Origin of the sequence: Streptomyces sp. NBC_00667 (assembly GCF_036226825.1) — a bacterium.
Classification (GTDB): Bacteria; Actinomycetota; Actinomycetes; order Streptomycetales; family Streptomycetaceae; genus Streptomyces.
On record NZ_CP109022.1, the window covers coordinates 2,445,978 to 2,470,613 of the forward strand.

The following is a 24,636-nucleotide window of genomic DNA, read 5'->3' on the forward strand; positions in this document are numbered from 1 at the left end:
GTCTCCTGTCAGGCGAGCTGGGCGGCAATGGCCTCCGCCATCTGGGGCGGGACGCCGAGCCGGGTACGCAGGGCGTCGGCGTCGATGTCCGAGCCGGTCCGGGCGCGGTGGTCGACCGCGATCTTCTGGGCGTGGGCGACGAGGGCGGGCGGAGCGGTGACCGCCGGCGCCGGGGCAGGCAGGGCGGGACCCGAGGAAGCGGCCTGTACGCCGGGTTCTGTCGCCCGGCTGGCCACGGGCGGGGGCGCGTGGACAGGCTCCGAGTCCGGTTCAGGAGGCGACGTTGGCCGGTGGACCAGGAGGGTTCCGCCGAGGAAGGCGAGGGCGGGCCATCCGGCGACGAGGATGCGGAGCCAGCTCGGGACGTGGCCGAGGTCGAGAAGGCCGGCGGTCGCAACGTTCGCGCCGAGCGAGGCGACGAGAGCGACGGCGAACCAGGACCAGGCCGAGCCCGAGGGCTCTCCCGCATCCCGCAGGGTGCGAAGGCGGTGCCAGGCGGCGACGAGGAGCAGGTCCACGCTGATGGGGTAGGCCCAGGCTTTCCAGCCGTCCTGTCCGGCGGCCGCGGCGAGGTCGTGAAGGTGGGCGAAGGAGAGGGCTCCGGCGATGACGGCCTGGACGAGGACGGCGTCCGGGCGGACCAGGCGGGTCATGGTCTTCACCTCCGTTTCGGGCATGGGGTGGGTAGGGACCTGGCGCGTTGAGGTCGCGCCGACCGGGGGTGGGCCAGGTGCTTAGAAGGCACCTGCTGTATTGGGCTTCGGCTGCACTTTGCCGACGAGCACGCGGGCCGGGAGCACGGGCCGGAAGGGATCCAGCTCCGGAATCGCCGGGGTGCGGTGGGCGTGGGCATTGCAGATGTCCACGGCCTGGCGCAGCGTCGTGTGCGGGGCCCGGATGCGGGACCAGCCGCCGGAGGAGTCGCCTGCCACGGCGGTGCCGGGGCGGTCCTTGCCGATCTGGACGGCGGCGAGGACGGCGTCCGGGGAGATGTCGCCGAAGGCCATGTTCGCTGAGGTCTCGTCGTTGACGCGATGGGCGGTACGGCCGGTGAGCTGGGCGCGGAGCATGGTGATGCCCTTGCCGAGTTCGGAGCCGAAGCGCTGGCCGCAGACTTCCAAGTAGATGCCGGCGGCGCGGCCGAGCTGGGCGAGTCGGACCAGGTTGGTGATGATCTGGTCGCGCCGTACTTCTTCGACCTTGTTGGCTGCGAGGGCCAGCTCCGCGACTTCGTCCACCAGGAGTACGACGGGTACGGGGCGAAGGTGCGCGGGCAGATCCCAGAGGTCGGCGGTGATCTCCGTATCCGGCAGGTCTGCGCTGATGCGCTGTTCGGCTCGGATGACCTCGTAGACCCGGGCCATGTACTGAACGAGTGCGCCCAGCAGATCAGCCGCGGCAGCAGGGTTGTCCGCGAGGGCGGTGAAGCGCCGTGCCAGCGGGGAGAGTTCCACACCGTTCTTGCAGTCGATGCCGACGAGCGCGACGTTCTGTGAAGCCAGCCCTGCGACCAGCGTGCGCTGGTAGACGGACTTACCTGACTGGGTCGCCCCGACGTTCAGGGCATGCGGGACTGCTCGGTAGTCCCGGTAGTGAATCTCCCCGTCCTCCCGCAGCGCTACGGGTATCCGCAGCACTTCGGTAGATCGGGTGACTGGCATCCGCACCCGCTTGAGTACGTCGTATCCGGTCATCCGCAGCTCCACGACGCCGGAGCGGATCTCCCGGGAGACGACGTTGTGCAAGACGAAGGAATGCCGGAGCCTGTCGGACGAGGCGGAGAAATCGAACGCGTCCTGACCGGGACGGAGTTTCAGCCGCAGGACGAGGCCGGTCGCGGTGGGCCGCAGCCGCAGAATGCGGGGCGAGCGGGACTCGGGGACGGGGCGGTTGGCCACTCGGGCCAGGGTGAGCCGCCAGCGGGAGGGCGGGATGGTGAGCCCGCAGGCGTCCATCACCGCGCGGTAGCGGACCAGGACCCGGATCACCGCGAAGGTGACGCCGAAGGTCATCCAGTACCAGGTGGGCCGCTGCCAGCGCAGGACGAGCGCCAGCACGAGGACCACCAGCAGCGTGACCCATAAGGCGGTCATGCTCAGCTCGCCTTGGCCAGCAAGGTGACGGCGACGGCACGGAAGCTGATCCCGTGGCGCTTCTGGCCGTTGAACTCATTCTCCCAGGGCCGGGCGACCAGGCCGGTCAGGGCAACGGGGGTGCCCATGGCCAGCTCACCGGAGATGTCGGGCTCCGCCACGATCACGGAGATGACCTCGGCGTTGCCGTTCATCACGAACAACACGTCCACGTTCATCAGGTTGTTGCCGCTCTCGTTGTCGACGGCGACCTGACCGGTCTTCTTGTCACGCATCTTGAGCTGCGGGGGCTGGGCGACCATCACGGTCGCGCCGTTGGTGTCGACGGGAATTTGACGCACAACAGATCACTCCTCTACAGATGCCGAACTCCGTCACTCATGTACATGAGAGACATGAAGAAGAGTGCCCGACTCCTGTACATGAGTCAACCCGCTACGCGAGGAATCGCAGCGGGCTGTAGAGAGTTGAGCGTGCGTCAGTCGCGCGCGGGGATCCGGTACTCGAAGACGAACTGGTCAGCGGCCATGAGGGTGTCGCAGACCTCCACCACCCGACCGTCCTCCGTGATGGCGTCGCGTAGGAGATGTACGACCGGGGCGCCGGGACTCAGGGCCAGCTCGGTCGCCTCCGCCTTGGCGGCCGGCCTTGCCTGGAGGGTTTCGACGAACTCAGCGAAGACGTGGCCTTGATCCTCAAGCCGTGCGTAGATGCCGCCTGGACCGGGGTTCTCGGCGAACAGCTCCGGGATGTCCTTGACCACGTCCCAGGGCAGGTACGAGGTAGCCGTCTCCACGGGCGTCCCGTTCCGGAAGTACAGGCGTCGCCGAGCCAGGACCTGAGTTCCCGCAGTGACTCCGAGCCGCTCCGCGATCTCCTCCGGAGCCTCCATCGGCCCGATGAACAGCACGCTCACCTTGGCCTCGGCCCCGGACTGCGCGGACTCGGCGAGGTACGCCGCCCTGCCCTCTTGCCGATGCGTACGCCGGAAGCGGTCCGAGGACCGGTGCCGTACCGGTGGCCGGGCCTTCACCAGCGACCCCTTGCCGTGCCGGGTCTCCACCAGGCCACTCGCGCGGACCTCCACCATGGCCTTGCGGATCGTTCCGCCGGAGACGCCGTAGCGCTCCACCAGTTCGGACTCACTCGGCACCATGTCGCCGGCACTGAGTACCCCGGCGCGGATCTGCTGGACGATGTCGTCGGCGATCTGCACGTACCGAGGTACGGCCCTGCCACCTCCCACTGCGGTTCCCATAGTCCTTCTCTTCCTCCTATGCTCCTGTACATGAGTACGGGTTCCCCGCAGGACAAGTCAACGCCACTGCACTCCGTGTCCGTCGCCGGGGCAGTGCTCCGCGAGGACGGCCGGCTCCTGGCGATCCGCCGAGCGGACAACGGGACGTGGGAACTGCCGGGCGGCGTACTCGAACTCACCGAGGCCCCGGAGGCCGGCGTCCGCCGCGAGGTCTTGGAGGAGACGGGCATCGAGGTCGAGGTAGACGAACTCACCGGCGTCTACAAGAACACGACCCGAGGCATCGTCGCCCTGGTCTTCCGCTGCAAGCCGTCCGGTGGCACCGAGCGCACCTCGGAAGAATCGACCGCGGTTGCCTGGCTCACCCCGGACGAGGTCGCAGCCCAGATGTCCGAGGTTTACGCGATCCGCCTCCTGGACGCCCTGGACGACGCGGGCCCCCACGTCCGCAGCCACGACGGCCGCCAGCTGCTCACAGCGTGACCCGCGACGAAGCGGTACGACTCGTCGCACGGCTCATGGACGGCAGCATCACCGATGAGGCCGAAGTTGACGCGACCGTTGACGCCCTGAGGCTGGCACCGCGATGCCCGCACATCAGCGACTACATCTACTGGGACTTCGATCCCAACCTGAGCCCCGAGAAGATCGTGGCCCGAGCCATGGCATACGAGCCCTTCGCGCTCTGAGCCCGGCGACGCGGTAAGAGTTTCCCTACTTCATCAAGGCACCCGCCGCGCACAGCGCGGCGCGCGCGGCCCGTCGCCCGGGCCTGCGCTCCTGTCTCCGCCCCGCTCCAGCCCGACCGCCGGCCGCCCGCCAGACGGCACGGGTTCGATGGAGGGACAACCGCTGTACGGCTGACGCGACCGAGCCCACGACTCCAGCCCAGCCCCACCAACGGCGCCGAGCGAAGGCACGACTTCGGCCAACACCACCAGGCGCAGCCCCTGACGCAGGCCCCAGCGGAACGCACCGAGCCGCCGAGAGCCGAGCACCAGGATCCCGAGGTCCGACATCACCAGCCGCTCAAAGACATGCCTCCGGCGGGGGAGCTCAGGCTCCGGGATGAGTGGGGCCGGCCGTGCGGCTGCGGGCCGGTTTGCGGTGGGGGTGGGGAGCTGTCATCCCGTCTGCCGTCGCCCCAGGCAAGCCATAGCAGACCAGGCTTCTGGGTCCCAGGTCGTTCGTCCAGCAGGGCGCTCCACCTGGGCCCCAGAAGCCTGGTCTGCTATCACTCCGTGTGGGTCGACGGCAGACGGGATGACAGCGAGGGTGTGCTGCGGCTGACGCGAGTTGCAATACGGGAAAGCGTGGTACCGGCTAGTTACCTCACGGGCCCCCAACCAACTGAACCCCGATGAGAAGCGCGACCATATCGGCTCTACTCACCCTCAAGTATTCTGCGGCATTGCCGATCAAGGACAGTCAACTGCCGCAGTATGAATCCCGGTATCACATGCAGGACTATCAGGACGGAAGCCGTGCATTGGATTATGACGGACCCGCATGCCATGGCCATCACGGCGGAAATTACCGAAGCGATCACAATGACGGAGAACAGAGGGATCATGTAGTAGTTGTCGATGTTCCACGCTACATTTCGCATCCTTGCGGCGCCCATGGCCTCATCATTCCTAACAAACTCCTCCCATTTCCAATGAATCGACTCCTTAGCTTGCCCTATAGGCGCATTTGAGGTGTGAGTGAGGATGAACAAGCCGCGCTTCAGCACGGCAAATAGGCAAGCACATGCGAGTGTCACGTAGACTAGATTAAGGAGCAGGATCACCACGGCTGCCAGGCCTGACAGAGGTATCCCAGTTGCCTGAACGATCGAAGTCATAACGTCGCTCTTAGAGACCGCAAAGAAGGCGGCGACTCCGGCAAAATATACGAAGGAGATCTGAAAAGCTTTCTCCATGAAGAAGGCGATCTCGGACCTCTGGGCCTCGAAACTCTCCCCACGACTGGCCTCCTCCCTTCTCTTGCTTCGGAATATAGCCATCTCAGGTCGCTTCCTGTTCGCGTATGAAGTCGACGTAGAGCGCGCGCTCCCTGCTGCCCAATCCGGATGGGTAGGTTTTCCAGGTGTACCGCCCTGCCAGGAAGTGAGCCTGAACCAGCCGCAAGAGTGCCCAACCGCAAGTCTTGAGCATGAAAATTAGCGGGTTCTCAAGATGGAAGCGGCGGGTTGAGGTGCCTACCAGCGCCGACCTTTCGTACCGCACTCTTCCCTGGCGGCTTACCCTCCTCAGGAAATCCGCGTCTTCGCCAGGTCCTATGGATTCATCAAAACCACGCGCTGCGTGGAAAGCATCCTTTCTTACTGCCAAGAATGTCCCCGTGCCTTGCGCTATTCCGAAGATCGAAAGCGTTCTCACATAGGCGTTCATGAGAAAGTAGCAAACTTTGAAAAAGGAGGAGGAGCTGTCAATGGGTGCCAACGGGAAGTGCACGGCGACGTTCTGGTCATCAGCGAATGCTTCGGCGGCCTTTTTGAGTACTGGGGCACTTACGGCCGCATCGGCGTCTATGAATAGAATGTAATCGCTAGTCGCGTACTTGCTTCCTTCGTTTCTGGCCGCGGCGGGGTACCCTCCGGCAACTACGCGAGCGCCATGAAGCCGGGCTATCCTGCGGGTTTGATCGCCTGAATCATTGTCGGCAACGATGATTTCCGTAATCTGTGAGAACCGTCGGAGATTCGACAGCAGTCCGGGAAGCCATTCCTCTTCATTCCATGTTGGAATCACGGCGCTGAATCTCACATCGCGCTTCTCCTCCGGGTTGTCCACGGGCCTCTCCTACGGTTCCGTCACGCATCTCCGGCCAGGTTAGAACGGTGTTCTGTGTGGCGCATCGTTATAGACCCATTAGAGTGATTTCCGTCGGTGGTCGATGGGGTGCCCACCTGTGCTTCCCGGCAGAGCGCGGCGCGGCGGCTGACATCTGTTGGTGACATCAACAACGTAGGGCGACAGCATGCTTGAGTACCCTGATGTGGACGGCGTGACCATACGGCCGTAGGGTCAAGCCGTGCGGTGATCGAGCTTACAAAGCAGCTGTCGCTGACCGTGCGGCACAGTTTCGTTGCTCGCGGCCTATTCGTGGACTGGCAAAGCGGGTAGCAATGCACCCAGCCCCTTGGCCAGCTGAAACGCGTGAGGCGCACAGGGCCTCCGGAGCCGTGTGTCGGCCTCAATGGACGCGAAGCAGCCATGTCCCAGACGAGGTCTGGGACATGGCTGTCGCAACTGGGGTGGCGTTAGGCCAGCAGCGGGTGGTCGGTGTTGTCGTGTTCCTCCTGCGACAAGGGGGCTGGTGTCGGTAGCCGGTGGCCGCGGCTGGTTGCTACCCGGACGGCATCTCGTAGGGCTCGGGTCAGGTCGGTGGCCAGGGTGCGCAGTTCGTCCGGCTCCGCCTCTTCGTCGGCGAGTAGATCGAGGGCGTGTTCCAGGAGCTCGGTCCCCAGGTCGAGCTGAGCCGCTTCTGAGATGTCAGCCAGACGCGACAGGTAGCCGTCGTTGGCCCCGGCGCTCAGGAAGCAGGGCTTGCCGTCTGGGCCCGACCATGGGAGGAGTCGCAGTTCGTTGTGCGGCGTCATGCGTTCGAACCCCTCTCTTCCCTCGTGTGGCGGGCGGTGAAGTGGGCGTCTGCTCGGTCCCCGGGGAGCAGCAGAAGGGCTGCTTCGACTACGCGACCGGTGGTGTCGGTCGCCACGCGCCTGATCGAGAGGACAGCCAGGGATGTGCTGATCCGAAGGGCCGCTGCGTCTTCCGGGGTGGGGAGGCCGGCGCTGACTGTCTCCTGGACCTCGGCCAGGGGTGGACGCAGCGCTGCCAGCTTCGCCGCTATGTCCTCGGGGTCAGACAACGCACCGGAGAGGTCAGCCGGCGCCAGGTCGCGAGGGACGTAGATGCGGGTCAGGCTGTGCGCCGACTTCCCCTCGTGGCTGAGGCAGAGGAACTCCGTTAGAGGGCTGCCAGGCGGAACATTGAGCAGGGCAGCCAGGTGGGCTTGCGCGCGGAGGTGTGTGGCCTCAACCCTGACGCGCAGCGTCCGATCAGTTGCGAGCTGCACGGCTGAGGCACGACTCCCGCCGACGTAGGTGATTCTGAGGCGGGCGCGACGGACGAAGTTCCCGCTTCCGTGGAACTTCTCCACCAGCCCTTCGCCCTGGAGCAGTGCGAGGGCGCTCCGCAGCGTTGGCGTGCTGACCGCGTACCGGGCGGCGAGTTGCGCCTCGGAAGGGAGACGCGCGCCAGCCTCGATGCGGCCCGAAAGGATCTGGTTCCGCAGGTCATCGGCGATGACGTGACGACGAGAGGACATGAGCCGGCTCACCACTTCCTCTGCATCCGAAGGGCGATGAGGCGGGTCCGGGCGTGCATGGTCAGCAGTTCACCCGATTCGAAGAAAAGCCTCTTTGCTCCGGCTGGTAGCTGGATGAGGTCCGCGACGCGACATGGCTGACCGCCTATCTGGATGACGTCGCCACGCCGGACGGTGGTTGAGGTGATCTCGATGTTCGCGGCCAGGGCACCGCTCGGTGTCCATCCGCTCACCGGGTCACCCGCCGCGGTTCGGATTGCCCGTCGGCGGGATGGCAGGAGCAGACGCATGCCTCGTAGATCACAGGTACACCGACCGGTGCCGTGGCGGGAGACGACTGCGCGCACTCCCGATGAGTGCCGATCACACAGGAGCTCGACAGATAGGGGGTGGCTGGGGCGTAAGCCGCTGAGCGCTGCTGAGGAGGCATCAGACGGTCTCCGCCTCTGTGGGGAGGGTCTGGGTGGGGAGAGGGTGGGAGATGGCGGTAGAGGCCTTTTCTGGGCGCTCCTTGCCGTCAAGCGGGTTGGGTGGCGGTCCCGTTAAGGCAAGGCGACGCCAGCCCTCAGACGGGTAGCGCCCCCTGGTGTGGGTGGCGGTGGGGCCCATAGGGTTGGACACGCTGATCAGCTCCTATCGCTGATGGCCAGGTCCCCGGACGTCGCCCGTCGCGGGGACCTCTTTGTGTACGGCGGCCCAGAGGGTGCGGCCGGTCAAACTGCTGGCGAGAAGCCCGAATCGATCGGCCTCCGCCATCACTGCCAGGACGTCCCGCCACGCATCGGCGGGCAGCGCTTCCGGCACCTCCGCTTCGATCGACGCGTAACGGGCGTGTTCCTCCACGCGGGTGGTCAGTCCGAGGTCGGACAACCGAGCTGCGATGCCTTCGGCCCTTCCTTCCGAAGCGGGCACAGGGGCCTCCGGTCGCCATACGATTACGTGGAGTAAAGCTAGTTAACTAGGTTAGAGCTAGTGGACTAGATTTTCTACATGCCTGAGCAGCCGCCTTATCTCCGCATCGCCGACGTACTGCGGCAGCGGGTCGCGGATCACGAGTGGACACCTGGCGACCGGCTCCCCTCACGAGCCCAGATCGCCCAGGAGTGCGGTGTCGGCGAGAACGTGGTCCGCCGGGCGCAGGAACTGCTGATTTCGCAAGGTGTGCTGGAAGGCCGCGCAGGCTCAGGTACGTACGTCGCGGAGCCCCGTCAGCGCGTCCGGGTGGTGCGCTCCTCTGCCCGCGAGCAGCTCAGCAGCTCCCCGTTCCGCGCGGACATGCAGGCCCTGGGCAAGCAGGGGAACTGGGAGAGCCGGACCGAGGCGAAAGTGCCCGCACCGGCCGAGATCGCAGTGCGGCTCGGGATCGCCGAGGGCGAGCTGTGCGTGCGGACGGTGTACGAGTTCCTCGCGGACGGCAGGCCGGTGCAGTTGTCGACGAGTTGGGAGCCGTACGAACTCACCGCGGGGACGCTCGTCGTACTGCCGGAAGGCGGGCCGCACGCTGGGGTGGGGGTGGTGAACCGGATGGCCGAGATCGGGATCACCGTCAGTCATGCCGTGGAGCAGCCGGAGCCGCGGCAGGCGAGTGCCGAAGAGGCGTCTCTTCTGGGCATCCAGAAGGCGGCCCTGGTGACTCATATCCGACGGACCTACTACAGCGACCAGGGACAGCCCGTGGAGACCGCGGACATCGTCATTCCCGTCGCACTGTGCGAGATCGTGTACGAGGTTCCGATCAGCCGCTGACCCCCGATGCGCAGGTCCCCTTCCCGGCGCAGGTGACCTCGGACATCCCAGCGCCCGAGACCCGGCTCAAGGCACAGGGTCGCTTCCTCGGCCGCACATTAGTGTGACGACATGGATGAACCGCGGATCAAGGTGCAGAGCTCGAAAGGCGAGGCTCTCATAACGGCCAACGCAGAAGGGCTGCGCGCCCTCGCGGCGAGGCTGCTGGAGCTTGCCGACCCCGACCTCAGGAACGGATACCACCTTCACCTCGATGCGAACGTCGACCTTGAGGCAGGCTCGGCCGACCTTGTCCTGGAGCGTGACGACGCGCTCTAGGCGTGCCCCTCACGTGCCCGGTGAAGGGGCCGCGAGCGGGGAACTGCGGGCAGCACGGGTGAGGGAGCGGGAAAGCGCCAGGTCAGCGTCTTGGCTCGCCAGGGGCGATGCGGGTACGCGATCTTCCAAACTAGCTACGCGGGTTCGATTCCCGTCACCCGCTCTTATGGCCGAGGGCCGGGCAGAGGATGACTCCTCCGTCCGGCCCTCGGTCGTTCTTGCGGGGGGTGCGGCCCGGGGTCCGGGGCCGGGTCAGAGCTTGATGCCGGCGATGGTGTCCGCCAGGGAGTTCAGGAAGCGGTTCACGTCCGGGGCGATGGAGCTGGACGCGAGGAAGAAGCCGAAGAGGACCGCGACGATCGCCGGGCCGGCCTTGATGTGGCTGCCGCGGATCAGCACCACCAGAATGATCGCCAACAGAACCACCACTGACAGCGAAATGGCCACTACTGATCACACCTTCGGTCGTCCCCTGGTCGGCCCGGGGCACTTGCCCCCACAAGGACCATCCTCCCACCAACCGGGCCCGGCTATCCGTCCCGTGACGAACCGCCATCGCGGGTTTTCGCTCAACCGCAGGTGTCGGCCGCATATTTCGGGCGCGGGGCGGGGGTCAAGGGGTGGGCAGGCCGAGGAGCGAGCGGACATACGCGTACTTCGCGGACAGCCGGTCGCGGGTGGGGCGGTCCAGGACGGCGAGGCGGGCGGGGTCGGCGTTGTGCGCCAGGTCCGCCTCCTTGACCAGCAGGGCGCCCTCGGTGGCGAGGATGCGGGCCGTGTACTCCTCGACCGGCTCGCCCGGGATCTTCGTCAGCGCGAGGACCATGGCCTTGACCCCCTCGGGGAGGGCGGCCGTTTCCAGCCAGGCGGGGGTGAGGGCGTGGTCCTCGATCGCGTCGTGGAGCCAGGCGGCGGCCTGCTGCTCGGGCGTGCCGCCGCGCATGCGCACGCCCTCGGCGACGGCGGCGAGGTGCTCGGCGTAGGGACGGCCGGCCTTGTCGGTCTGCCCCTCGTGCGCCGCGCGGGCGAGGGCCTCCACTTCGAGGAGGGTCAGGACCCCGTCCGTCATGTGAGCTCCCTTGCTGCCGTACGGAGGGCCTGGGCGGCCCGGCGCACATCCGCCCCGGTGGTGCGCCAGTTGGAGAACGCGGCGCGCAGCGCGGGGGTTCCCGCGTAGACGGTGGGGGTGACGAACACCTCCGGCTGCACGGCCTCGCGGAGGGCGGTGAGACGGGCGGGGGTGGGGGCGTCGGCGAGGGTGAAGCAGACGACGTTGAGGCGGACGGGGGCGAGGAGGGTGAGGGCCGGGTCCGCGGAGAGCTCGGCGCCGAGGGCGCGGGCGCAGGCGATGTCGCGCTCGACGATTTCCCGGTGGCCCTCGCGGCCGTACGCGCGGAGCGTGAACCAGGCGGCGAGGGCGCGCAGCCGGTGGGAGTTCTCGGGGGTCAGGTGGACCAGGTCCGGGTGGTCGCCGAGGGGCCCGAGGTAGGCGGCGGCGTTCTGGAAGACGCGGGCCTGGAGGTCGCGGCGACGGGTGAACTGGACGGCGCTGTCGTAGGGGACGTTGAGCCACTTGTGCAGGTCGACGCAGACGGAGTCGGCGGCGTCGAGGCCGTCGGTGAGGTGGGCGTGGTCCGGGGAGAGCGCGGCGAAGGCGCCGAAGGCGGCGTCGGTGTGGAGCCAGAAGTCGTGCCGGGTCTTGAGGGCGGCGAGGGCGCGCAGGTCGTCGAAGTCGACGGTGTTGACGGTGCCGGCGTTGGCGACGACGACGGCGGGGCCGGGCGTGTCGGCCAGGGCCCGGTCGAGGGCGGCGGGGTCGACGGCCTCCCGGCCGGGGAGGGTCGGGACGGGGACCAGGGCGCTCCGGCCGAGGCCGAGGAGGGAGAGGGCCTTGGCGATGGAGGAGTGCGGGGCGCCGGAGAGGACGCGGACGGGGCCGAGGGCTGCCGCGCCGTCGTCGGAGGGGGAGACGCCGAGGCGTTCGCCGAGCCACTCGCGGGCGATGGCGAGGCCGGTGGTGTTGGACATGGTGGCGCCGCTGACGAAGGTGCCGGTGTGGGCGGGACCGAGGCCGAAGAGGTCGCGGAGCCAGGTGACGGTCTCGCGTTCGAGGTCTTGACCGGCGCCGTCGAGGGCGGAGTTGCTGTTCTGGTCGTGGGCGGCGGTGAGCCAGTCGCCGGCGAGGGCGGCGGGGGTGGCGCCGCCGGTGACGAAGCCGAGGTAGCGGGGGCCGGCGGAGGCGGAGAGGCGGGGGGCCCAGCGGGTGCGGAAGGCGGTGAGGGTGGCTTCGGTGCCGGTGGGGGTGTCGGGGAGGGGCTCGGGGGTGAGGGGCGGCTCCGCCGGTGTCCCGGCGCCGGGGAGGACGGGGCGGGTGTCGAGGGTGGCGAGGGCCTCGGCGGCGGCGTGGCGGGTGGCGTCGAGGAGGGCGGGGAGGCGGGCGAGGTCGGCGGCGAGGGTGGGATGCATTCGGGCACGTTATGCGGGGGGTGGGGGCCGGGGGGCGGGCCAATCGGCGGTGGGTGGCCCCCTGCCTCGCCGGGGGGCGCCGGATCCCGTGCGGCGCCGCGGCGCGAGCGGCCCCGGCTGCGCCGGGCATTGCGGGGCTCCGCCCGGCTGCGGACCGCGCCTCAAACGCCGGCGGGGCTGGATCATGCCGGCAGCGTCCCCCTTACGGGGAGCGGCGGATGAGGAGGAGGGCGCGGTCGTCGTTGACGTCCTTGGCCACCTTCTCGATGAGGTGCCAGGTCGCGCCGTCCCAGCCGGCGGCGACGTAGCGGTCGGCTTCGCCCGTCAGGCGGTCGATGCCCTCGCTGATGTCGCGGTCCGCGGTCTCGACCAGGCCGTCCGTGAAGAGCATCAGGACGTCCCCGCGGCGGAGGTTCCCGCGGGCCGGGGTGAATTCCGCGCCGTCGTAGACGCCGAGCAGCGGGCCCTCGCCGGAGACCTCCCGCCAGCGGCCGGTGCCCGCGGAGAGCTGGAGGGCGGGGAGGTGGCCGGCGGAGAGGAGTTCGTAGTCCCCGGTCTCCAGGTCCAGGACGAGGTGGATGGAGGTGGCGAAGCCCTCCTCCCAGTCCTGGCGCAGCAGGTAGCCGTTGGCGGCGGGCAGGAACCCGTGCGGGGGCAGGGCCCCGAGCAGGCCGCCGAAGGCCCCGGAGAGGAGGAGGGCGCGGGAGCCGGCCTCCATGCCCTTGCCGGAGACGTCGGTGAGGACGACCTCCAGGGTCCGGCCGCCGTTCGTGCGGGCGGCCACCACGAAGTCCCCGGAGAAGGACTGGCCGCCGGCCGGTCGCAGGGCCATCTCCCGGTGCCACCCGGACGGCAGGGACGGCAGCTTGCTCTGCACCCGGATCCGTTCGCGCAGGTCGAACAGCATGGTGCCGCCGCGCCGCCACGGCACTCCGACCCGGCTGCGGAACTGGGCGATGACCAGCCCGAAGAACCCGCAGGCCGCCACCACCAGCACCGTGCCGGGCGTGACCCTGGCCGGCCCCTCGGTGTACGGGCCCAGTACGAGCGCCTCCACGATCAGGGCGACGGCCGAGGCGGCGTACAGGGCGAGCAGGCTGGCCGGCCGCAGCAGCAGGCCGCCCGCCACGATCGGCAGGACGAGCGCGGACGGCGAGAACCAGACGGGCATCATCAGTGTGCCGAAGGCGATCGCGGGCACGGTGAGGAGCAGGCCCCCGAAGGCGAGCCAGTCGGAGGCGTCCCCACGGAAGTAGTCGACCGCGGATTTGCGCAGCCCGGTGCGTGCCCGGTGCGACAGCATGCGCGTCCGGGCCATGAGCGTCTCCACACCTGCTCCGGCCATTGCTTCGGGACCCTATCCATCCTGGCTGTGCGCGCGCAGGGGTACCCCCGGACCTGGGGCCCGCCGAGGGGCGAAAACGCGACTGGACGGGATTGCCCTGATAAGGATGCGCATATGGCTCTTGAGACGCGGGTATTGCAGGCTGATGAGTGGGATGTCTGGTACGACCACCTTGAACTGGCGTTCGGCGGTGTGCCCGAGTCCCCCGAGGAGCGTGAACTCTACAAGTCCCTCACGGAGTTGGAACGTTCGCTCGCGGTGTGGGACGGCGAGGACTGCGTGGGTTCGGCGAGCGCGTTCAGCTTCCGGCTGTCGGTGCCGGGCGGGGTTCTGGTGCCCGCCGCGGGCGTCACGATGGTGGGCGTCGCGCCGACCCACCGCCGGCGCGGGGTGCTGACGTCGCTGATGCGCCGCCAATTGGACGACATCCGGGCGGGTGGTGAACCACTCGCCGTGCTGACGGCCTCGGAGCCCGCGATCTACGGACGGTTCGGCTACGGAACCGGCACCTACGCGCTGGCCCTGGAGATCGACACCAGCCGCGTACGGCTCTGCGCGCCTCCGGGGACCGACGCGATCAGGCTGCGCCTCGTGGACCCGGAGAAGGCCCTGGCCGACTGTGAGCGGGTCTACGCCGCCCTGACGGCGCTGCGGCCGGGGATGCCCGCCCGGCAGCCGGGCTGGGAGCGGCAGGCGCTGCTGGACCCGGAGTCCGTGCGGGCGGGCGCCTCGCCGCTCAAGTGCGTGGTCGCCGAGGGGCCGGACGGGCAGGTGGCGGGGTACGCCCGCTACCGGGTGAAGCCCGAGTGGGAGCCCACCGGCGCGGCGGGGAAGGTGGAGGTGTGCGACCTCGACGCGCTGGACCCGGCGGTGTACGCGGCGCTGTGGCGCTACCTCTGCGGGATCGACCTGACGTCGACCGTGCGGGCCACCGGGCGCCCGGCGGACGATCCGGTGCTGCACCTGGTGAGCGACGTGCGGCGGTCGAGGCCGAACCCGCGCGACGCGCTGTACGTGCGGCTCGTGGATCTCGGAGCGGCGCTGGAGGCGCGCAGGTACGGGACGCCGCTGGACGTGGTCCTGGAGGTGGAGGACGCGTTCTGTCCGTGGAACGAGGGGCGGTGGCGGCTGCGCGTCGGGCCGGACGGGACGGCGTCCTGCGTGCGCAGCGCCGACCCGGTGGACCTGGAGCTGTCGGTGCGGGACCTGGGCTCGGCGTACCTGGGCGGGATCACGCTGACCTCGCTGGCCGGCGCCGGGCGCGTGCGCGAGCTGCGCCCTGGCGCACTGGTGCGGGCCTCACGGGCCTTCGCCGGTGACGTGGCGCCCTGGCTCCCCCACGGGTTCTGAGGCGCACGCCTGGGCCGTCTCTTGCGGATCGGGCCTGACCCGCGCCGCCCGGCAAGATCCGAAAGAGACGGCGCCTAGCGGATCTGGCAGCCCGGGCACCAGAAGAGGTTGCGGGCGGCGAGGCCGGCGGTGCGGATCTCGCCCCCGCAGATGTGGCAGGGCATGTTCGCCCTGCGGTAGACGTACACCTCGCCGCCGTGGTCGTCGACCCTGGGCGGGCGGCCCATGGCCTGCGGCATGTGCTCGTCGCGGACGGTGTCGATCCGGTTGTTCCGTACGCCCTCGCGCATGAGGGCCACCAGGTCGGCCCAGACGGCGTCCCACTCCGCCCGCGTCAGGTCCTTGCCGAGCCGGTACGGGTCGATGCCGTGCCGGAAGAGCACCTCGGCCCGGTAGACGTTGCCCACGCCCGCGATCACCTTCTGGTCCATGAGCAGCGCGGCGACGGTGCTACGGGAGCGGGAGATCCGCTTCCACGCCCGGTCGGGGTCGTCGCCCGGGCGCAGCGGGTCGGGGCCGAGACGCTCGTGTATCGCCTTCTTCTCGCCCTCGCCGAGCAGCGCGCAGGCGGTCGGCCCGCGCAGATCGGCCCAGTGGTCCTCGTTGGCCAGGCGCAGGCGGACCGTGTCGGTGGCGGGCGGGGCCGGCGCGGGGCCGAAGCCGAGCTTGCCGAAGAGGCCGAGGTGGATGTGGATCCAGGCGTCGCCGAGTTCCAGGAAGAGGTGCTTGCCGTGCGCCTCGGCGCTCTCCAGGGTGCGGCCGTCGAGCAGGGCGGCGCTCTCGGCGAACCGGCCCTGCGGGCTGCTCACCCGTACCGGACGCCCGGCGAAGCGTGCGGTGTGGTCCTGGGCGAGGCGGTGGATCGTATGCCCCTCGGGCACGGCGGGGCTCCTCACGGCGACGAGCGGGAAGGCGGGCGGGACGACGGGCGGGCAAACGAGCGTGGCGCCGGGCGGGGCGACGGGCGCGAGGCCGGGCGGAAAGACGCGCGGCTCGCCGCGGGCGCCCGGAGCGGCGGGAACAGCCGTGCCGCTCGCCCGGAGCGGCGGGAACAGCCGTGCCGCCGGTGTCCGGCGGCACGGCCCACAAGATCGTGCGGATCAGCCCTGGGGGTGGTGGGCCGGGATCGGGGGGAGCTCGCCGGTGGTCTCGTACGCGGTGAGCATGTCGATGCGGCGGGTGTGGCGTTCCTCGCCGGAGTACGGGGTCGCCAGGAAGGCCTCGATGAAGGCGACGGCCTCGTCCTGGGTGTGCATCCGGCCGCCGACGGAGATCACGTTGGCGTTGTTGTGCTCACGGCCGAGCTTCGCGGTCTCGACGCTCCAGGCCAGGATGGCGCGGACGCCCTTGACCTTGTTCGCGGCGATCTGCTCGCCGTTGCCGGAGCCGCCGATGACGATGCCGAGGCTGTCAGCGTCCGCCGCGGTCTTCTCCGCGGCGCGCAGGCAGAACGGCGGGTAGTCGTCGACCGCGTCGTAGATGTGGGGCCCGCAGTCGACGGGCTCGTGGCCGTTGTTCTTGAGCCAGTCCACGAGGTGGTTCTTCAGCTCAAAGCCGGCATGGTCAGATCCGAGGTACACGCGCATGGGTCGAGTGTGGCACGGCCTGCCTGGACTACGGCTGGAGGGTGGCGACGGGGGTGTGGCATGAGTCACCCGCCAAGCTCAAATTATGCCCAACAACCCAGACGGGACGGGGTGGGACGAAGGTCCCGGACTTTAGCCCGGGGCAACCTTCCGGAACGAGGTCTTCCGTCTGGCGTTCATCTCAGGTTTCAATGCCGGGACTCGCAACCCGAGAACCTAAGGAATCGTCCATGAGCTCCACGACGACCCTTCAGAAGGCAGGCGACCCCTCCGGCACCCCCGGCGACGCCAAGCCCTCCGATGGTCTGAAGGCCGGTCTCAAGAACCGCCACCTGTCCATGATCGCCATCGGCGGTGTCATCGGAGCAGGACTCTTCGTCGGCTCCGGCGGCGGCATCGCCAAGACCGGTCCCGCCATCCTCGTGTCGTACGCACTCGTCGGCGCGATGGTCGTCTTCGTGATGCGCATGCTCGGCGAGATGGCCGCCGCGAGCCCGAACTCGGGCTCCTTCTCCGCTTACGCCGACCGCGCGCTCGGCCGCTGGGCCGGTTTCTCCATCGGCTGGCTGTACTGGTTCTTCTGGGTCGTCGTCCTGGCGGTGGAGGCCACCGCCGGCGCGAAGATCCTCGAAGGCTGGATACCGGCCGTCCCCCAGTGGGGATGGGCGCTGATCGTGATGGCGGTCCTGACCGTCACCAACCTCGGCTCGGTCGCCTCCTACGGCGAGTTCGAGTTCTGGTTCGCGGGCATCAAGGTCGTCGCCATCGGCGCGTTCGTGATCGTCGGCATGCTCGCCGTCTTCGGCGTCCTGCCGGGCTCGGACAACCCCGGCGCGGGCTTCGCCCACCTCACGGACGCCGGCGGGTTCATGCCCAACGGCTGGGGCTCGATCCTCACCGGTGTGCTGATGGTCGTCTTCTCGTTCATGGGCAGTGAGATCGTCACCCTCGCCGCCGGCGAGTCCGAGGACCCGCGCCGCGCGGTCACCAAGGCCACCAACTCGGTGATCTGGCGCATCGGCGTCTTCTACCTCGGCTCGATCTTCATCGTGCTGACGCTGCTGCCGTGGAACGACAAGTCGATCGTCGACAAGGGCTCGTACGTAGCCGCCCTCGACTCGATCGGCATCGCGCACGCCGGTCAGATCATGAACGTGATCGTCCTGACGGCCGTGCTGTCCTGCCTGAACTCGGGCCTGTACACCGCTTCGCGCATGGCGTTCTCGCTGGGCGAGCGCGGTGACGCCCCGAAGGCGTTCGCCAAGGTCAGCAAGAACGGTGTGCCGACCGCCGCGATCCTGGGGTCCGTGGTCTTCGGCTTCCTCGCCGTGTACTTCAACTACGCGTTCCCGGACACGATCTTCGACTTCCTGCTGAACTCCTCGGGTGCGATCGCGCTCTTCGTGTGGCTGGTCATCTGCCTGACCCAGCTGCGGATGCGCAGGATCCTCGAACGCGAGGCGCCGGAGAAGCTCACCGTCAAGATGTGGCTCTTCCCGGGCCTGACCTGGATCACCGCCGGCATGATCGCCTTCGTCCTGGCCTACATGGTCTACGACAAGGACAACCGCGAGACCGTGATGCTGTCGCTGCTGGTCGCGGCGGTCGTCCTGGTGATCGGCGCGGTCCGCGACTGGCGCCGCAAGGCCGCCGGGGCCGTCACGTCCGCGTAGTCCCGGGGTACTCCCCGCGCAACAGCCCCGGACCACGCTCGTGGTCCGGGGCTGCTTCGTTTCGCGTACGGGCCGCTCAGCGGCGGTCGAGCAGCTTCCACGTCGCGGGCAGCAGGCCCATCGCCAGGGCCGCCTTGACGGCGTCGCCGATCAGGAACGGGGTCAGGCCGCCCGCCACCGCCGCGGCGAAGGTCATCCCGGTGGACAGGGCCAGGTACGGGACGCCCACCGCGTAGACGAGGGCCGAGCCGAGCACCATCGTGCCCGCCGTACGCAGGACGGAGCGGTCGCCGCCGCGCCGGGCGAGGGCGCCGACGACGGTGGAGGCGAGCAGCATGCCGAGCACGTAGCCGAAGGTGGCGCCGCCCGCGCCCGAGGCGCCGTGCGCGAACCACGGCACTCCGGCCATGCCGACGAGCGTGTACAGCGCCATGGAGAGGAAGGAGCGGCCGGCGCCGAGCGCGGCGCCGACGAGCAGTGCGGCGAAGGTCTGGCCGGTGATCGGCACGATCAGGCCCGGGACCTTGACGGAGATCTGGGCGGCGACGCCCATGAGCGCGGCTCCGCCGACGACGAGCGCGACGTCACGTACGCGGCTCGCGGGCAGCAGGTCGGCGAGGACGGCGCCGGGCCGGGAGGAGACGGAAGCAGTGCTCATGAGGGGACTCCGCGTGGGGGTGATCGGATGACGGGACGATCATCGACGTTAGTCCGGGGCCGGTCGCCGCCCCACCGCCGCCAGGAACAAGCCGTACTGCGCGGTTTCGTGGAGAGTGGACAAAAACCCTTCCCCGCACCAGAGTTGCAGTGATCCCCATCACGACCCACTAGAGACTTCACGTCCGTTTTGCGCAGACGAACGCCCTCCGGCGAGACTGTAGGGTCCCTCCAATCTGCGCGAATCCCCTTCGCCACCAGGCCGAACGAGAGTACGAGCCCACCCTCATGCGCGACCGCCTGACCGACAAGCCCGCCCCCGCGGACGGGCTTTCCCCCGAACCCCTGAGCCACAGCCTCAAGCAGCGCCACCTGACCATGCTGGGCCTCGGCGGAGTGATCGGCGCCGGGCTCTTCGTCGGCTCCGGCGCCGGCATCTCGATCGCCGGACCGGCGATCATCTGCTCGTACCTGCTGGCGGGCGCCCTCGCCATGCTGGTGATGCGCGCGCTCGGCGAGATGTCGGCGGCCATGCCCGCCTCCGGTTCCTTCTCCGTGTACGCGGAGCGGGCCCTGGGGCGCTGGGCCGGGTTCTCGGCGGGCTGGCTCTACTGGTTCCTGCTGGTCGTGGTGCTCGCGGTGGAGGCCACCGGCGCGGCGAAGATCGCGAACGGCTGGCTGCCCTCGGTGGACCAGTGGGTCTGGGTGCTGATCTTCATGGTGGTCTTCACCGTCACCAACCTGGCCGCCGTGAAGAACTTCGGCGAGTTCGAGTTCTGGTTCGCGGCCCTGAAGGTCGGCGCGATCGTCCTCTTCCTGATCCTCGGCACGCTCGCGATCTTCGGCCTGCTCCCGGACACCGATCCCATCGGCATGGCCAACCTGACCGGCCAGGGCGGGTTCTTCCCCGAGGGGTTCGGCGGGGTGGTCGCGGGCATGCTCGCGGTCATCTTCGCCTTCGGCGGCCTGGAGGTCGTCACCATCGCGGCCGCGGAGTCCGACAACCCGGCGAAGTCCGTGGCCCGGGCGGTGCGCAGCGCCGTGTGGCGCATCCTCTTCTTCTACGTCGGCTCGATGGTGGTCATCGTGACCCTGCTGCCGTGGGACTCGCTGGAGCCGGGGCAGAGCCCGTACGTCGCCGTCCTGGACTCCATCGGGATCCCCGCGGCCGGCCAGATCATGAACATCGTGGTGTTCGTGGCGCTGCTCTCGGCGCTCAACGCCAATCTGTACGGCTCCTCGCGCATGGTGTTCTCGCTGGCCGAGCGCGGCGAGGCGCCCAAGGCACTGCTGAAGGTGTCGGGCGGCGGGGTGCCGCGCCGGGCCGTGTTCGCCTCGGTGGCCTTCGGCTTCGTGTCGGTGGTGCTGAACCTGCTGTGGCCGGACACGGTCTTCCTCTACATGCTGAACGCGGTCGGCGCGGTGCTGCTGTTCGTGTGGGCGCTGATCGCGGTCTCGGAGCTGAAGCTGCGCCGCATGCTGGAGCGGGACATGCCCGAGCGCCTCACGCTGCGGATGTGGTGCTTCCCGTACCTGACGTGGGCGGCGCTGCTGGGCATGGCGGCGGTGCTGGTGCTGATGCTGTTCGACGACTCGGCGCGGCCGCAGCTGCTGTGGTCCTCGGGTGCGGCGGCGGCCGTCCTCGTGGTGGCGTGGGTGCGCGAGCTCAGGGCGCGCCGGGCCTGAGGGCACGGGAGCGGTGAAGGAACGGGCCCCTGCCGGAAGGCGGGGGCCCGCTCGGCGTTCGGGGGCCGTCAGGTCCGCAGGTACGAGGCGCCGTTGACGTCGAGGACGGTGCCCGAGCTCCAGGCCGCCGCGGGCGAGGCGAGGTGGAGGACCGCGGCGGCGACCTCCTCCGGGGTGCCGACCCGGCCGAAGGGGCTCTGGGCGCGGATGCGCATCCCCTCCTCCCCGTCGAGCCGGCCGGCGACCCGCTCGGTGGCCACGAAGCCGGGCGCGACGGCCGCGACCGCGATGCCGTGCGGGGCCAGGGAGACGGCGAGGGACTGGCCGAGGGCGTGCAGGGCCGCCTTCGTGGCGCCGTACGCCGGGTGGTCGGGCTCGCCCCGGAAGGCGCCGCGCGAGCCGATGTTGACGACGCGGCCCGCCCGGCCGCCGTCGATCATGCGGCGGGGCGACGCAGTGCACGAGGTGGCGGCGCCGAACAGGTTGACGGCGGCGGTGTGCTGCCAGGCCGCCTGCCAGTCGGCGTACGAGGTGGTGGGGAGCGGGTGCGCGACCATGACAGCGGCGTTGTTGACCAGTACGTCCACACCGTCCAGCGCGTCCTCGGCCGCGGCGGCCAGGTCCGCCACCTGCGCGGGGTCGGCGAGGTCGGCGGTGAGCAGGACGTGGCCCTCCCCGGGCAGCTCGGCGAGCGTGCGTTCGGCGTCGGCCCGGCGGGCGGTGCAGTGCACGGCAACCCGGTCGCCCCGGCGGGCGAAGGCGGTGGCGACGGCCCGTCCGATGCCCCGGGAGGCTCCGGTGACCAGGACGCCCCGGCCCGTCGCCGCCAATTCCCTTATGCCGTGGTCCATTCGGCCCCCTGCCGCGTCGTGGGTGTCTTGTCGCGAGCGTACGGGGGCGATCACCGATGGTCATCCCGTTGTCCGAATAACGGACGCGAAGTGTCCGATGATCGGACAATGGTGAGACTGGGGCACTTCCTCCCGTCCACCCGCACACCGGACAGGCAACACCTTCATGAGCCAGACAGCCACCGCACCCCGAGCCGAGGAGGCGCCCCCCTCGGGCGGCGCCGGATCGCCCCTCGCCGGCGGCCTCAAGCAACGCCACCTGTCCATGATCGCGCTCGGCGGGGTCATCGGCGCCGGCCTCTTCGTCGGCTCCGGCGCCGGCATCGCGGCCGCGGGTCCCTCGATCGTCCTCGCGTACGCCGTGTCCGGGCTGCTGGTGATGTGCGTGATGCGGATGCTCGGCGAGATGTCCGCCGCGAACCCCGCCTCGGGTTCGTTCTCCGTCCACGCGGAGCGCGCGATCGGCCCGTGGGCCGGGTTCACGGCCGGCTGGATGTTCTGGACGCTGCTGTGCGTCGGCGTCGCCATCGAGGGGATCGGCGCGGCGCACATCATGACTGGCTGGTTCCCGGGCACCCCGTCGTGGATGTGGGTGCTGCTCTTCATGGTGCTGTTCACCGTCGGCAACCTGACCGCCGTGAAGAACTTCGGCGAGTTCGAGTTCTGGTTCGCCGCCCTCAAGATCGGGGCGATCGCGCTGTTCCTGGGCCTCGGGGTGCTGGCCGTCCTGGGACTGCTGCCCGGGACCGCCTCCCCCGGCGCCGCGAACCTGGTCCACGAGGGCGGCTTCCTGCCCAAGGGGACGGACGGGCTGCTGGTCGGCCTGCTCGCGTCGGTGGTCGCGTACGGCGGACTGGAGACGGTGACGATCGCGGCCGCCGAGTCCGAGGACCCGGTCAGGGGCGTGGCCCGGGCCGTGCGGACCACCATGTGGCGGATCGCGATCGTCTACGTCGGCTCGATGCTGGTCATCGTCACGCTGCTGCCGTGGAACGACCCGGCGGTGGTCGAGGACGGCCCGTACGCCGCCGCCCTGGACCACCTCGGCATCCCGGCCGCGGGCCAGATCATGAACGTCGTCATCCTGATCGCCCTGATGTCCGCGATGAACGCCAACATCTACGGCTCCTCGCGCATGGCCCACTCGCTGGTGTCCCGGGGTCAGGGCCCGAGGGCGCTGGGCAAGGTCAGCGGCGGTGTGCCGCGCCGGGCGGTGCTGGCCTCCTCCGGCTTCGGGTTCGTCACCGTGCTGCTGTCCTACTGGTACTCGGACACCTTGTTCGCCTGGCTGCTGAACATGGTGGGCGGGGTGATCCTCGTCGTCTGGGGCTTCATCGGCGTCTCCCAGCTGGTGCTGCGCCGCCGCCTGGAGCGGGAGGCGCCGGGGAAGCTGGTGGTACGGATGTGGGGCTTCCCGTACCTGACGTGGGTCGCGCTGGCCGGGGTCGCCGGTGTGCTGGTCCTGATGGCGCTGGGCGGGGACACCCGGGTCCAGGTCGTCTTCACCGCCGGACTGACGGCCGTCCTCGCGGTGGTCGGCCGGGTACGCGGGCGGCGGACCGCGGCCGCCTGAGGGACCGGCGGCGCAGAAGGCGCGTTCCGTGCGACGGCACGGGGCGCGCCTTTGTCGTGTGTCCCCTCGTCCTGGTCGTAGTCGTGGTCGTGGTCGTGGTCGCTGTCGTGGCCCCTTGGCCCGGTGCTTCGGCGAGGGCGGCGAAGGCATACGAAGGCAGGCGACCCTTACGTGTGTTCGGCCATAGATACTGTTAGCGTTCAGTTGCGCATTGATTGCAATAAGCAGTTGGCACGCCGAGGGGACCGGAATACACGCATGGCCATCTACACGCTTCCTGAGCTTCCGTACGACTACGCGGCACTCGAGCCGGTGATCAACCCGCAGATCATCGAGCTGCACCACGACAAGCACCACGCGGCCTACGTCGCCGGCGCCAACACCACGCTGGAGCAGCTGGAGGAGGCGCGCGAGAAGGAGAACTGGGGCGCGCTGAACGGCCTGGAGAAGAACCTGGCCTTCCACCTCTCCGGCCACATCCTGCACAGCATCTACTGGCACAACATGGCCAGCCCGAAGACCGGCGAGGGCGGTGGCGAGCCGACCGCCGCGGACGGCGTCGGCGACCTCGCGGACGCGATCACCGAGTCCTTCGGCTCCTTCGCGAAGTTCAAGAAGCAGCTGACCTTCGCGGCCTCCGCCACGCAGGGCTCGGGCTGGGGCGTGCTCGCGTACGAGCCGATCAGCGGCCGTCTTATCGTCGAGCAGGTCTACGACCACCAGGGCAACGTCGGCCAGGCCTCGGTGCCGGTCCTGGTCTTCGACGCCTGGGAGCACGCCTTCTACCTGCAGTACAAGAACCAGAAGGTGGACTTCATCGAGGCGATGTGGAACGTCGTCAACTGGCACGACGTCGCCAGGCGCTACGCCGACGCCAAGGCCAACACCCCGCTGCTGATCCCCGTCAAGGGCTGATCGGCGCCACGGCCCGGCCGCCTCGTGATCGTCTTCTCAACCTTCACCGGCGGGCGTGTACAGCGGAAGACCCCCGTGAGGACGTGACTCACGGGGGTCTTCCGTGCTCGGATCCCGGGGCGCCTACTCGAAGACGGGCCCCTGGGTGCGGGTGCGCTTGATCTCGTAGAAGCCGGGGGTGGACGCGACCATCAGCGTGCCGTCCCACAGCCGGGCGGCGGCCTCGCCGCGCGGGGCCGGCGTCACGACCGGCCCGAAGAACGCCACCTCGCCGCCGTCGGCGCCCGGTACGGAGATCACCGGGGTGCCGACCTCCTGGCCGACGCGCTCGATGCCGTTGTTGTGGGAGGCGCGCAGCACCTCGTCGTACTCGTCGGAGTCGGCGTAGGCGAGCAGCTCGGCCGGGAGGCCGACCTCCTCCAGCGCCTCCGCGATGACCTCGCGGGTCGCGCCCTTGTCCTCGTTGTGGATGCGGGTGCCGAGGGCCGTGTAGAGCTTGCCGGTGTACTCGTCACCGTGCTTCTGCTGGGCGGCTATGACCACGCGCACCGGCGCCCAGCCCTTGGGGCCGAGGATCTCGCGGTAACGCTCGGGCAGCTCTTCGAGCTTGTTCTCGTTGAGGACGGCGAGGCTCATCACGTGCCAGCGGACCTCGACGTCGCGCACCTTCTCGACTTCGAGCATCCAGCGCGAGGTCATCCACGCCCACGGGCAGAGCGGGTCGAACCAGAAATCGACCGGGGTCTTCCCGCGCACCTGCGTGTCGGCCATGTCTCTCCTCAAG

The 24,636-nt window shown here is 69.4% G+C and carries 28 protein-coding genes; 9 read left to right on the forward strand and 19 right to left on the reverse strand.

What is annotated here, in order from left to right; genetic code table 11:
- Nucleotides 1-8 precede the first annotated feature (8 nt).
- The 4 genes from OHA81_RS11505 to OHA81_RS11520 form a co-directional block, all read right to left on the reverse strand.
- Nucleotides 9-653 (reverse strand): DUF2637 domain-containing protein, encoded by a 645-nt coding sequence (locus OHA81_RS11505; protein WP_329195219.1) that lies wholly within the window; start codon nucleotides 651-653, stop codon nucleotides 9-11.
- An 81-nt stretch (nucleotides 654-734) separates the two neighbouring features.
- The gene (locus OHA81_RS11510) at nucleotides 735-2,093 is read right to left on the reverse strand and encodes an FtsK/SpoIIIE domain-containing protein (protein WP_329195221.1); all 1,359 of its coding nucleotides are present in this window, start codon (nucleotides 2,091-2,093) and stop codon (nucleotides 735-737) included.
- Between the two features lie 2 nt (nucleotides 2,094-2,095).
- The gene (locus tag OHA81_RS11515) at nucleotides 2,096-2,434 is read right to left on the reverse strand and encodes an SCO3933 family regulatory protein (protein WP_329195223.1); all 339 of its coding nucleotides are present in this window, start codon (nucleotides 2,432-2,434) and stop codon (nucleotides 2,096-2,098) included.
- A gap of 137 nt (nucleotides 2,435-2,571) precedes the next feature.
- Nucleotides 2,572-3,351 (reverse strand): GntR family transcriptional regulator, encoded by a 780-nt coding sequence (locus tag OHA81_RS11520; RefSeq protein WP_329195225.1) that lies wholly within the window; start codon nucleotides 3,349-3,351, stop codon nucleotides 2,572-2,574.
- Between the two features lie 18 nt (nucleotides 3,352-3,369).
- Here OHA81_RS11520 and OHA81_RS11525 point away from each other — a divergent pair, with 18 nt between their 5' ends.
- Both OHA81_RS11525 and OHA81_RS11530 read left to right on the forward strand, forming a co-directional pair.
- A complete protein-coding gene (locus tag OHA81_RS11525) occupies nucleotides 3,370-3,834 on the forward strand; it encodes an NUDIX hydrolase (protein WP_329195228.1) in 465 nt (154 codons plus the stop codon).
- A complete protein-coding gene (locus tag OHA81_RS11530; protein WP_329195230.1) occupies nucleotides 3,831-4,040 on the forward strand; it encodes an e9imm peptide in 210 nt (69 codons plus the stop codon). The genes OHA81_RS11525 and OHA81_RS11530 overlap by 4 nt, the downstream gene beginning before the upstream one ends.
- A 695-nt stretch (nucleotides 4,041-4,735) precedes the next feature.
- Here the strand turns inward: OHA81_RS11530 and OHA81_RS11535 are convergent.
- From OHA81_RS11535 to OHA81_RS11560, 6 genes are all read right to left on the reverse strand, one after another.
- The gene (locus OHA81_RS11535; RefSeq protein ID WP_329195232.1) at nucleotides 4,736-5,359 is read right to left on the reverse strand and encodes a hypothetical protein; all 624 of its coding nucleotides are present in this window, start codon (nucleotides 5,357-5,359) and stop codon (nucleotides 4,736-4,738) included.
- Between the two features lies 1 nt (nucleotide 5,360).
- Complete coding sequence (locus tag OHA81_RS11540) at nucleotides 5,361-6,149, reverse strand: glycosyltransferase (protein ID WP_329195234.1); 789 nt, start codon at nucleotides 6,147-6,149, stop codon at nucleotides 5,361-5,363.
- A 470-nt stretch (nucleotides 6,150-6,619) separates the two neighbouring features.
- On the reverse strand, nucleotides 6,620-6,958 hold the full coding sequence (locus OHA81_RS11545) for a hypothetical protein (protein WP_329195235.1): 339 nt from the start codon (nucleotides 6,956-6,958) through the stop codon (nucleotides 6,620-6,622).
- On the reverse strand, nucleotides 6,955-7,686 hold the full coding sequence (locus OHA81_RS11550; RefSeq protein WP_329195237.1) for a GntR family transcriptional regulator: 732 nt from the start codon (nucleotides 7,684-7,686) through the stop codon (nucleotides 6,955-6,957). Before OHA81_RS11550 ends, OHA81_RS11545 begins: the two co-directional genes overlap by 4 nt.
- Nucleotides 7,687-7,694: 8 nt before the next feature.
- A complete protein-coding gene (locus OHA81_RS11555) occupies nucleotides 7,695-7,919 on the reverse strand; it encodes a hypothetical protein (RefSeq protein WP_329202180.1) in 225 nt (74 codons plus the stop codon).
- A gap of 400 nt (nucleotides 7,920-8,319) precedes the next feature.
- Nucleotides 8,320-8,598 carry a hypothetical protein gene (locus tag OHA81_RS11560; protein WP_329195238.1) on the reverse strand — a complete coding sequence of 93 codons (279 nt, stop codon included), beginning with the start codon at nucleotides 8,596-8,598 and terminating at the stop codon, nucleotides 8,320-8,322.
- Nucleotides 8,599-8,676: 78 nt separating this feature from the next.
- On the opposite strand from OHA81_RS11560, the gene OHA81_RS11565 reads away from it, so the two are divergent.
- Together OHA81_RS11565 and OHA81_RS11570 are read left to right on the forward strand one after the other, a co-directional pair.
- Nucleotides 8,677-9,432 carry a GntR family transcriptional regulator gene (locus OHA81_RS11565; protein ID WP_329195240.1) on the forward strand — a complete coding sequence of 252 codons (756 nt, stop codon included), beginning with the start codon at nucleotides 8,677-8,679 and terminating at the stop codon, nucleotides 9,430-9,432.
- Nucleotides 9,433-9,543: 111 nt separating this feature from the next.
- Complete coding sequence (locus OHA81_RS11570) at nucleotides 9,544-9,750, forward strand: Imm32 family immunity protein (RefSeq protein ID WP_329195242.1); 207 nt, start codon at nucleotides 9,544-9,546, stop codon at nucleotides 9,748-9,750.
- A 252-nt stretch (nucleotides 9,751-10,002) separates the two neighbouring features.
- Here the strand turns inward: OHA81_RS11570 and OHA81_RS11575 are convergent, their stop codons facing one another.
- The 4 genes from OHA81_RS11575 to OHA81_RS11590 all read right to left on the reverse strand — a co-directional run bounded on the left by OHA81_RS11575 (nucleotide 10,003) and on the right by OHA81_RS11590 (nucleotide 13,534).
- On the reverse strand, nucleotides 10,003-10,197 hold the full coding sequence (locus OHA81_RS11575; RefSeq protein WP_136216973.1) for a hypothetical protein: 195 nt from the start codon (nucleotides 10,195-10,197) through the stop codon (nucleotides 10,003-10,005).
- Between the two features lie 166 nt (nucleotides 10,198-10,363).
- Entirely contained in the window at nucleotides 10,364-10,819 is a 456-nt protein-coding gene (locus OHA81_RS11580) for an HD domain-containing protein (protein ID WP_329195245.1), read from the reverse strand.
- Nucleotides 10,816-12,216, reverse strand: coding sequence for a pyridoxal phosphate-dependent decarboxylase family protein (locus OHA81_RS11585; RefSeq protein ID WP_329195247.1), 1,401 nt, complete (start codon nucleotides 12,214-12,216; stop codon nucleotides 10,816-10,818). Before OHA81_RS11585 ends, OHA81_RS11580 begins: the two co-directional genes overlap by 4 nt.
- Before the next feature lie 202 nt (nucleotides 12,217-12,418).
- Nucleotides 12,419-13,534, reverse strand: a complete 1,116-nt coding sequence (locus tag OHA81_RS11590) for a PP2C family protein-serine/threonine phosphatase (protein WP_443056503.1) — start codon at nucleotides 13,532-13,534, stop codon at nucleotides 12,419-12,421.
- A gap of 141 nt (nucleotides 13,535-13,675) precedes the next feature.
- On the opposite strand from OHA81_RS11590, the gene OHA81_RS11595 reads away from it, so the two are divergent.
- Nucleotides 13,676-14,911: a GNAT family N-acetyltransferase gene (locus OHA81_RS11595; RefSeq protein ID WP_329195251.1), complete on the forward strand. Its 1,236-nt coding sequence runs from the start codon at nucleotides 13,676-13,678 to the stop codon at nucleotides 14,909-14,911.
- Nucleotides 14,912-14,985: 74 nt separating this feature from the next.
- Here the strand turns inward: OHA81_RS11595 and OHA81_RS11600 are convergent, their stop codons facing one another.
- Both OHA81_RS11600 and OHA81_RS11605 read right to left on the reverse strand, forming a co-directional pair.
- Nucleotides 14,986-15,792: an Fpg/Nei family DNA glycosylase gene (locus OHA81_RS11600; RefSeq protein WP_329195253.1), complete on the reverse strand. Its 807-nt coding sequence runs from the start codon at nucleotides 15,790-15,792 to the stop codon at nucleotides 14,986-14,988.
- Between the two features lie 219 nt (nucleotides 15,793-16,011).
- Entirely contained in the window at nucleotides 16,012-16,497 is a 486-nt protein-coding gene (locus OHA81_RS11605) for a ribose-5-phosphate isomerase (RefSeq protein WP_329195255.1), read from the reverse strand.
- Between the two features lie 230 nt (nucleotides 16,498-16,727).
- Here OHA81_RS11605 and OHA81_RS11610 point away from each other — a divergent pair, with 230 nt between their 5' ends.
- Entirely contained in the window at nucleotides 16,728-18,170 is a 1,443-nt protein-coding gene (locus OHA81_RS11610) for an amino acid permease (RefSeq protein ID WP_329195257.1), read from the forward strand.
- Nucleotides 18,171-18,246: 76 nt separating this feature from the next.
- Here OHA81_RS11610 and OHA81_RS11615 read toward each other — a convergent pair whose 3' ends face one another.
- Nucleotides 18,247-18,828, reverse strand: coding sequence for a biotin transporter BioY (locus tag OHA81_RS11615; RefSeq protein ID WP_329195259.1), 582 nt, complete (start codon nucleotides 18,826-18,828; stop codon nucleotides 18,247-18,249).
- 287 nt (nucleotides 18,829-19,115) lie between these two features.
- Between OHA81_RS11615 and OHA81_RS11620 the strand changes: the two genes are divergently transcribed.
- Nucleotides 19,116-20,513: an amino acid permease gene (locus tag OHA81_RS11620; RefSeq protein WP_329195261.1), complete on the forward strand. Its 1,398-nt coding sequence runs from the start codon at nucleotides 19,116-19,118 to the stop codon at nucleotides 20,511-20,513.
- Nucleotides 20,514-20,581: 68 nt separating this feature from the next.
- Here OHA81_RS11620 and OHA81_RS11625 read toward each other — a convergent pair whose 3' ends face one another.
- A complete protein-coding gene (locus OHA81_RS11625; protein WP_329195263.1) occupies nucleotides 20,582-21,364 on the reverse strand; it encodes an SDR family NAD(P)-dependent oxidoreductase in 783 nt (260 codons plus the stop codon).
- A gap of 166 nt (nucleotides 21,365-21,530) precedes the next feature.
- Between OHA81_RS11625 and OHA81_RS11630 the strand changes: the two genes are divergently transcribed.
- Entirely contained in the window at nucleotides 21,531-22,937 is a 1,407-nt protein-coding gene (locus OHA81_RS11630; RefSeq protein ID WP_329195265.1) for an amino acid permease, read from the forward strand.
- A gap of 258 nt (nucleotides 22,938-23,195) precedes the next feature.
- On the forward strand, nucleotides 23,196-23,852 hold the full coding sequence (locus OHA81_RS11635; protein WP_329195267.1) for a superoxide dismutase: 657 nt from the start codon (nucleotides 23,196-23,198) through the stop codon (nucleotides 23,850-23,852).
- A 123-nt stretch (nucleotides 23,853-23,975) separates the two neighbouring features.
- On the opposite strand, the gene OHA81_RS11640 is transcribed toward OHA81_RS11635, so the two are convergent.
- The gene (locus OHA81_RS11640; RefSeq protein WP_329195269.1) at nucleotides 23,976-24,623 is read right to left on the reverse strand and encodes a mycothiol-dependent nitroreductase Rv2466c family protein; all 648 of its coding nucleotides are present in this window, start codon (nucleotides 24,621-24,623) and stop codon (nucleotides 23,976-23,978) included.
- Nucleotides 24,624-24,636: the final 13 nt, after the last annotated feature.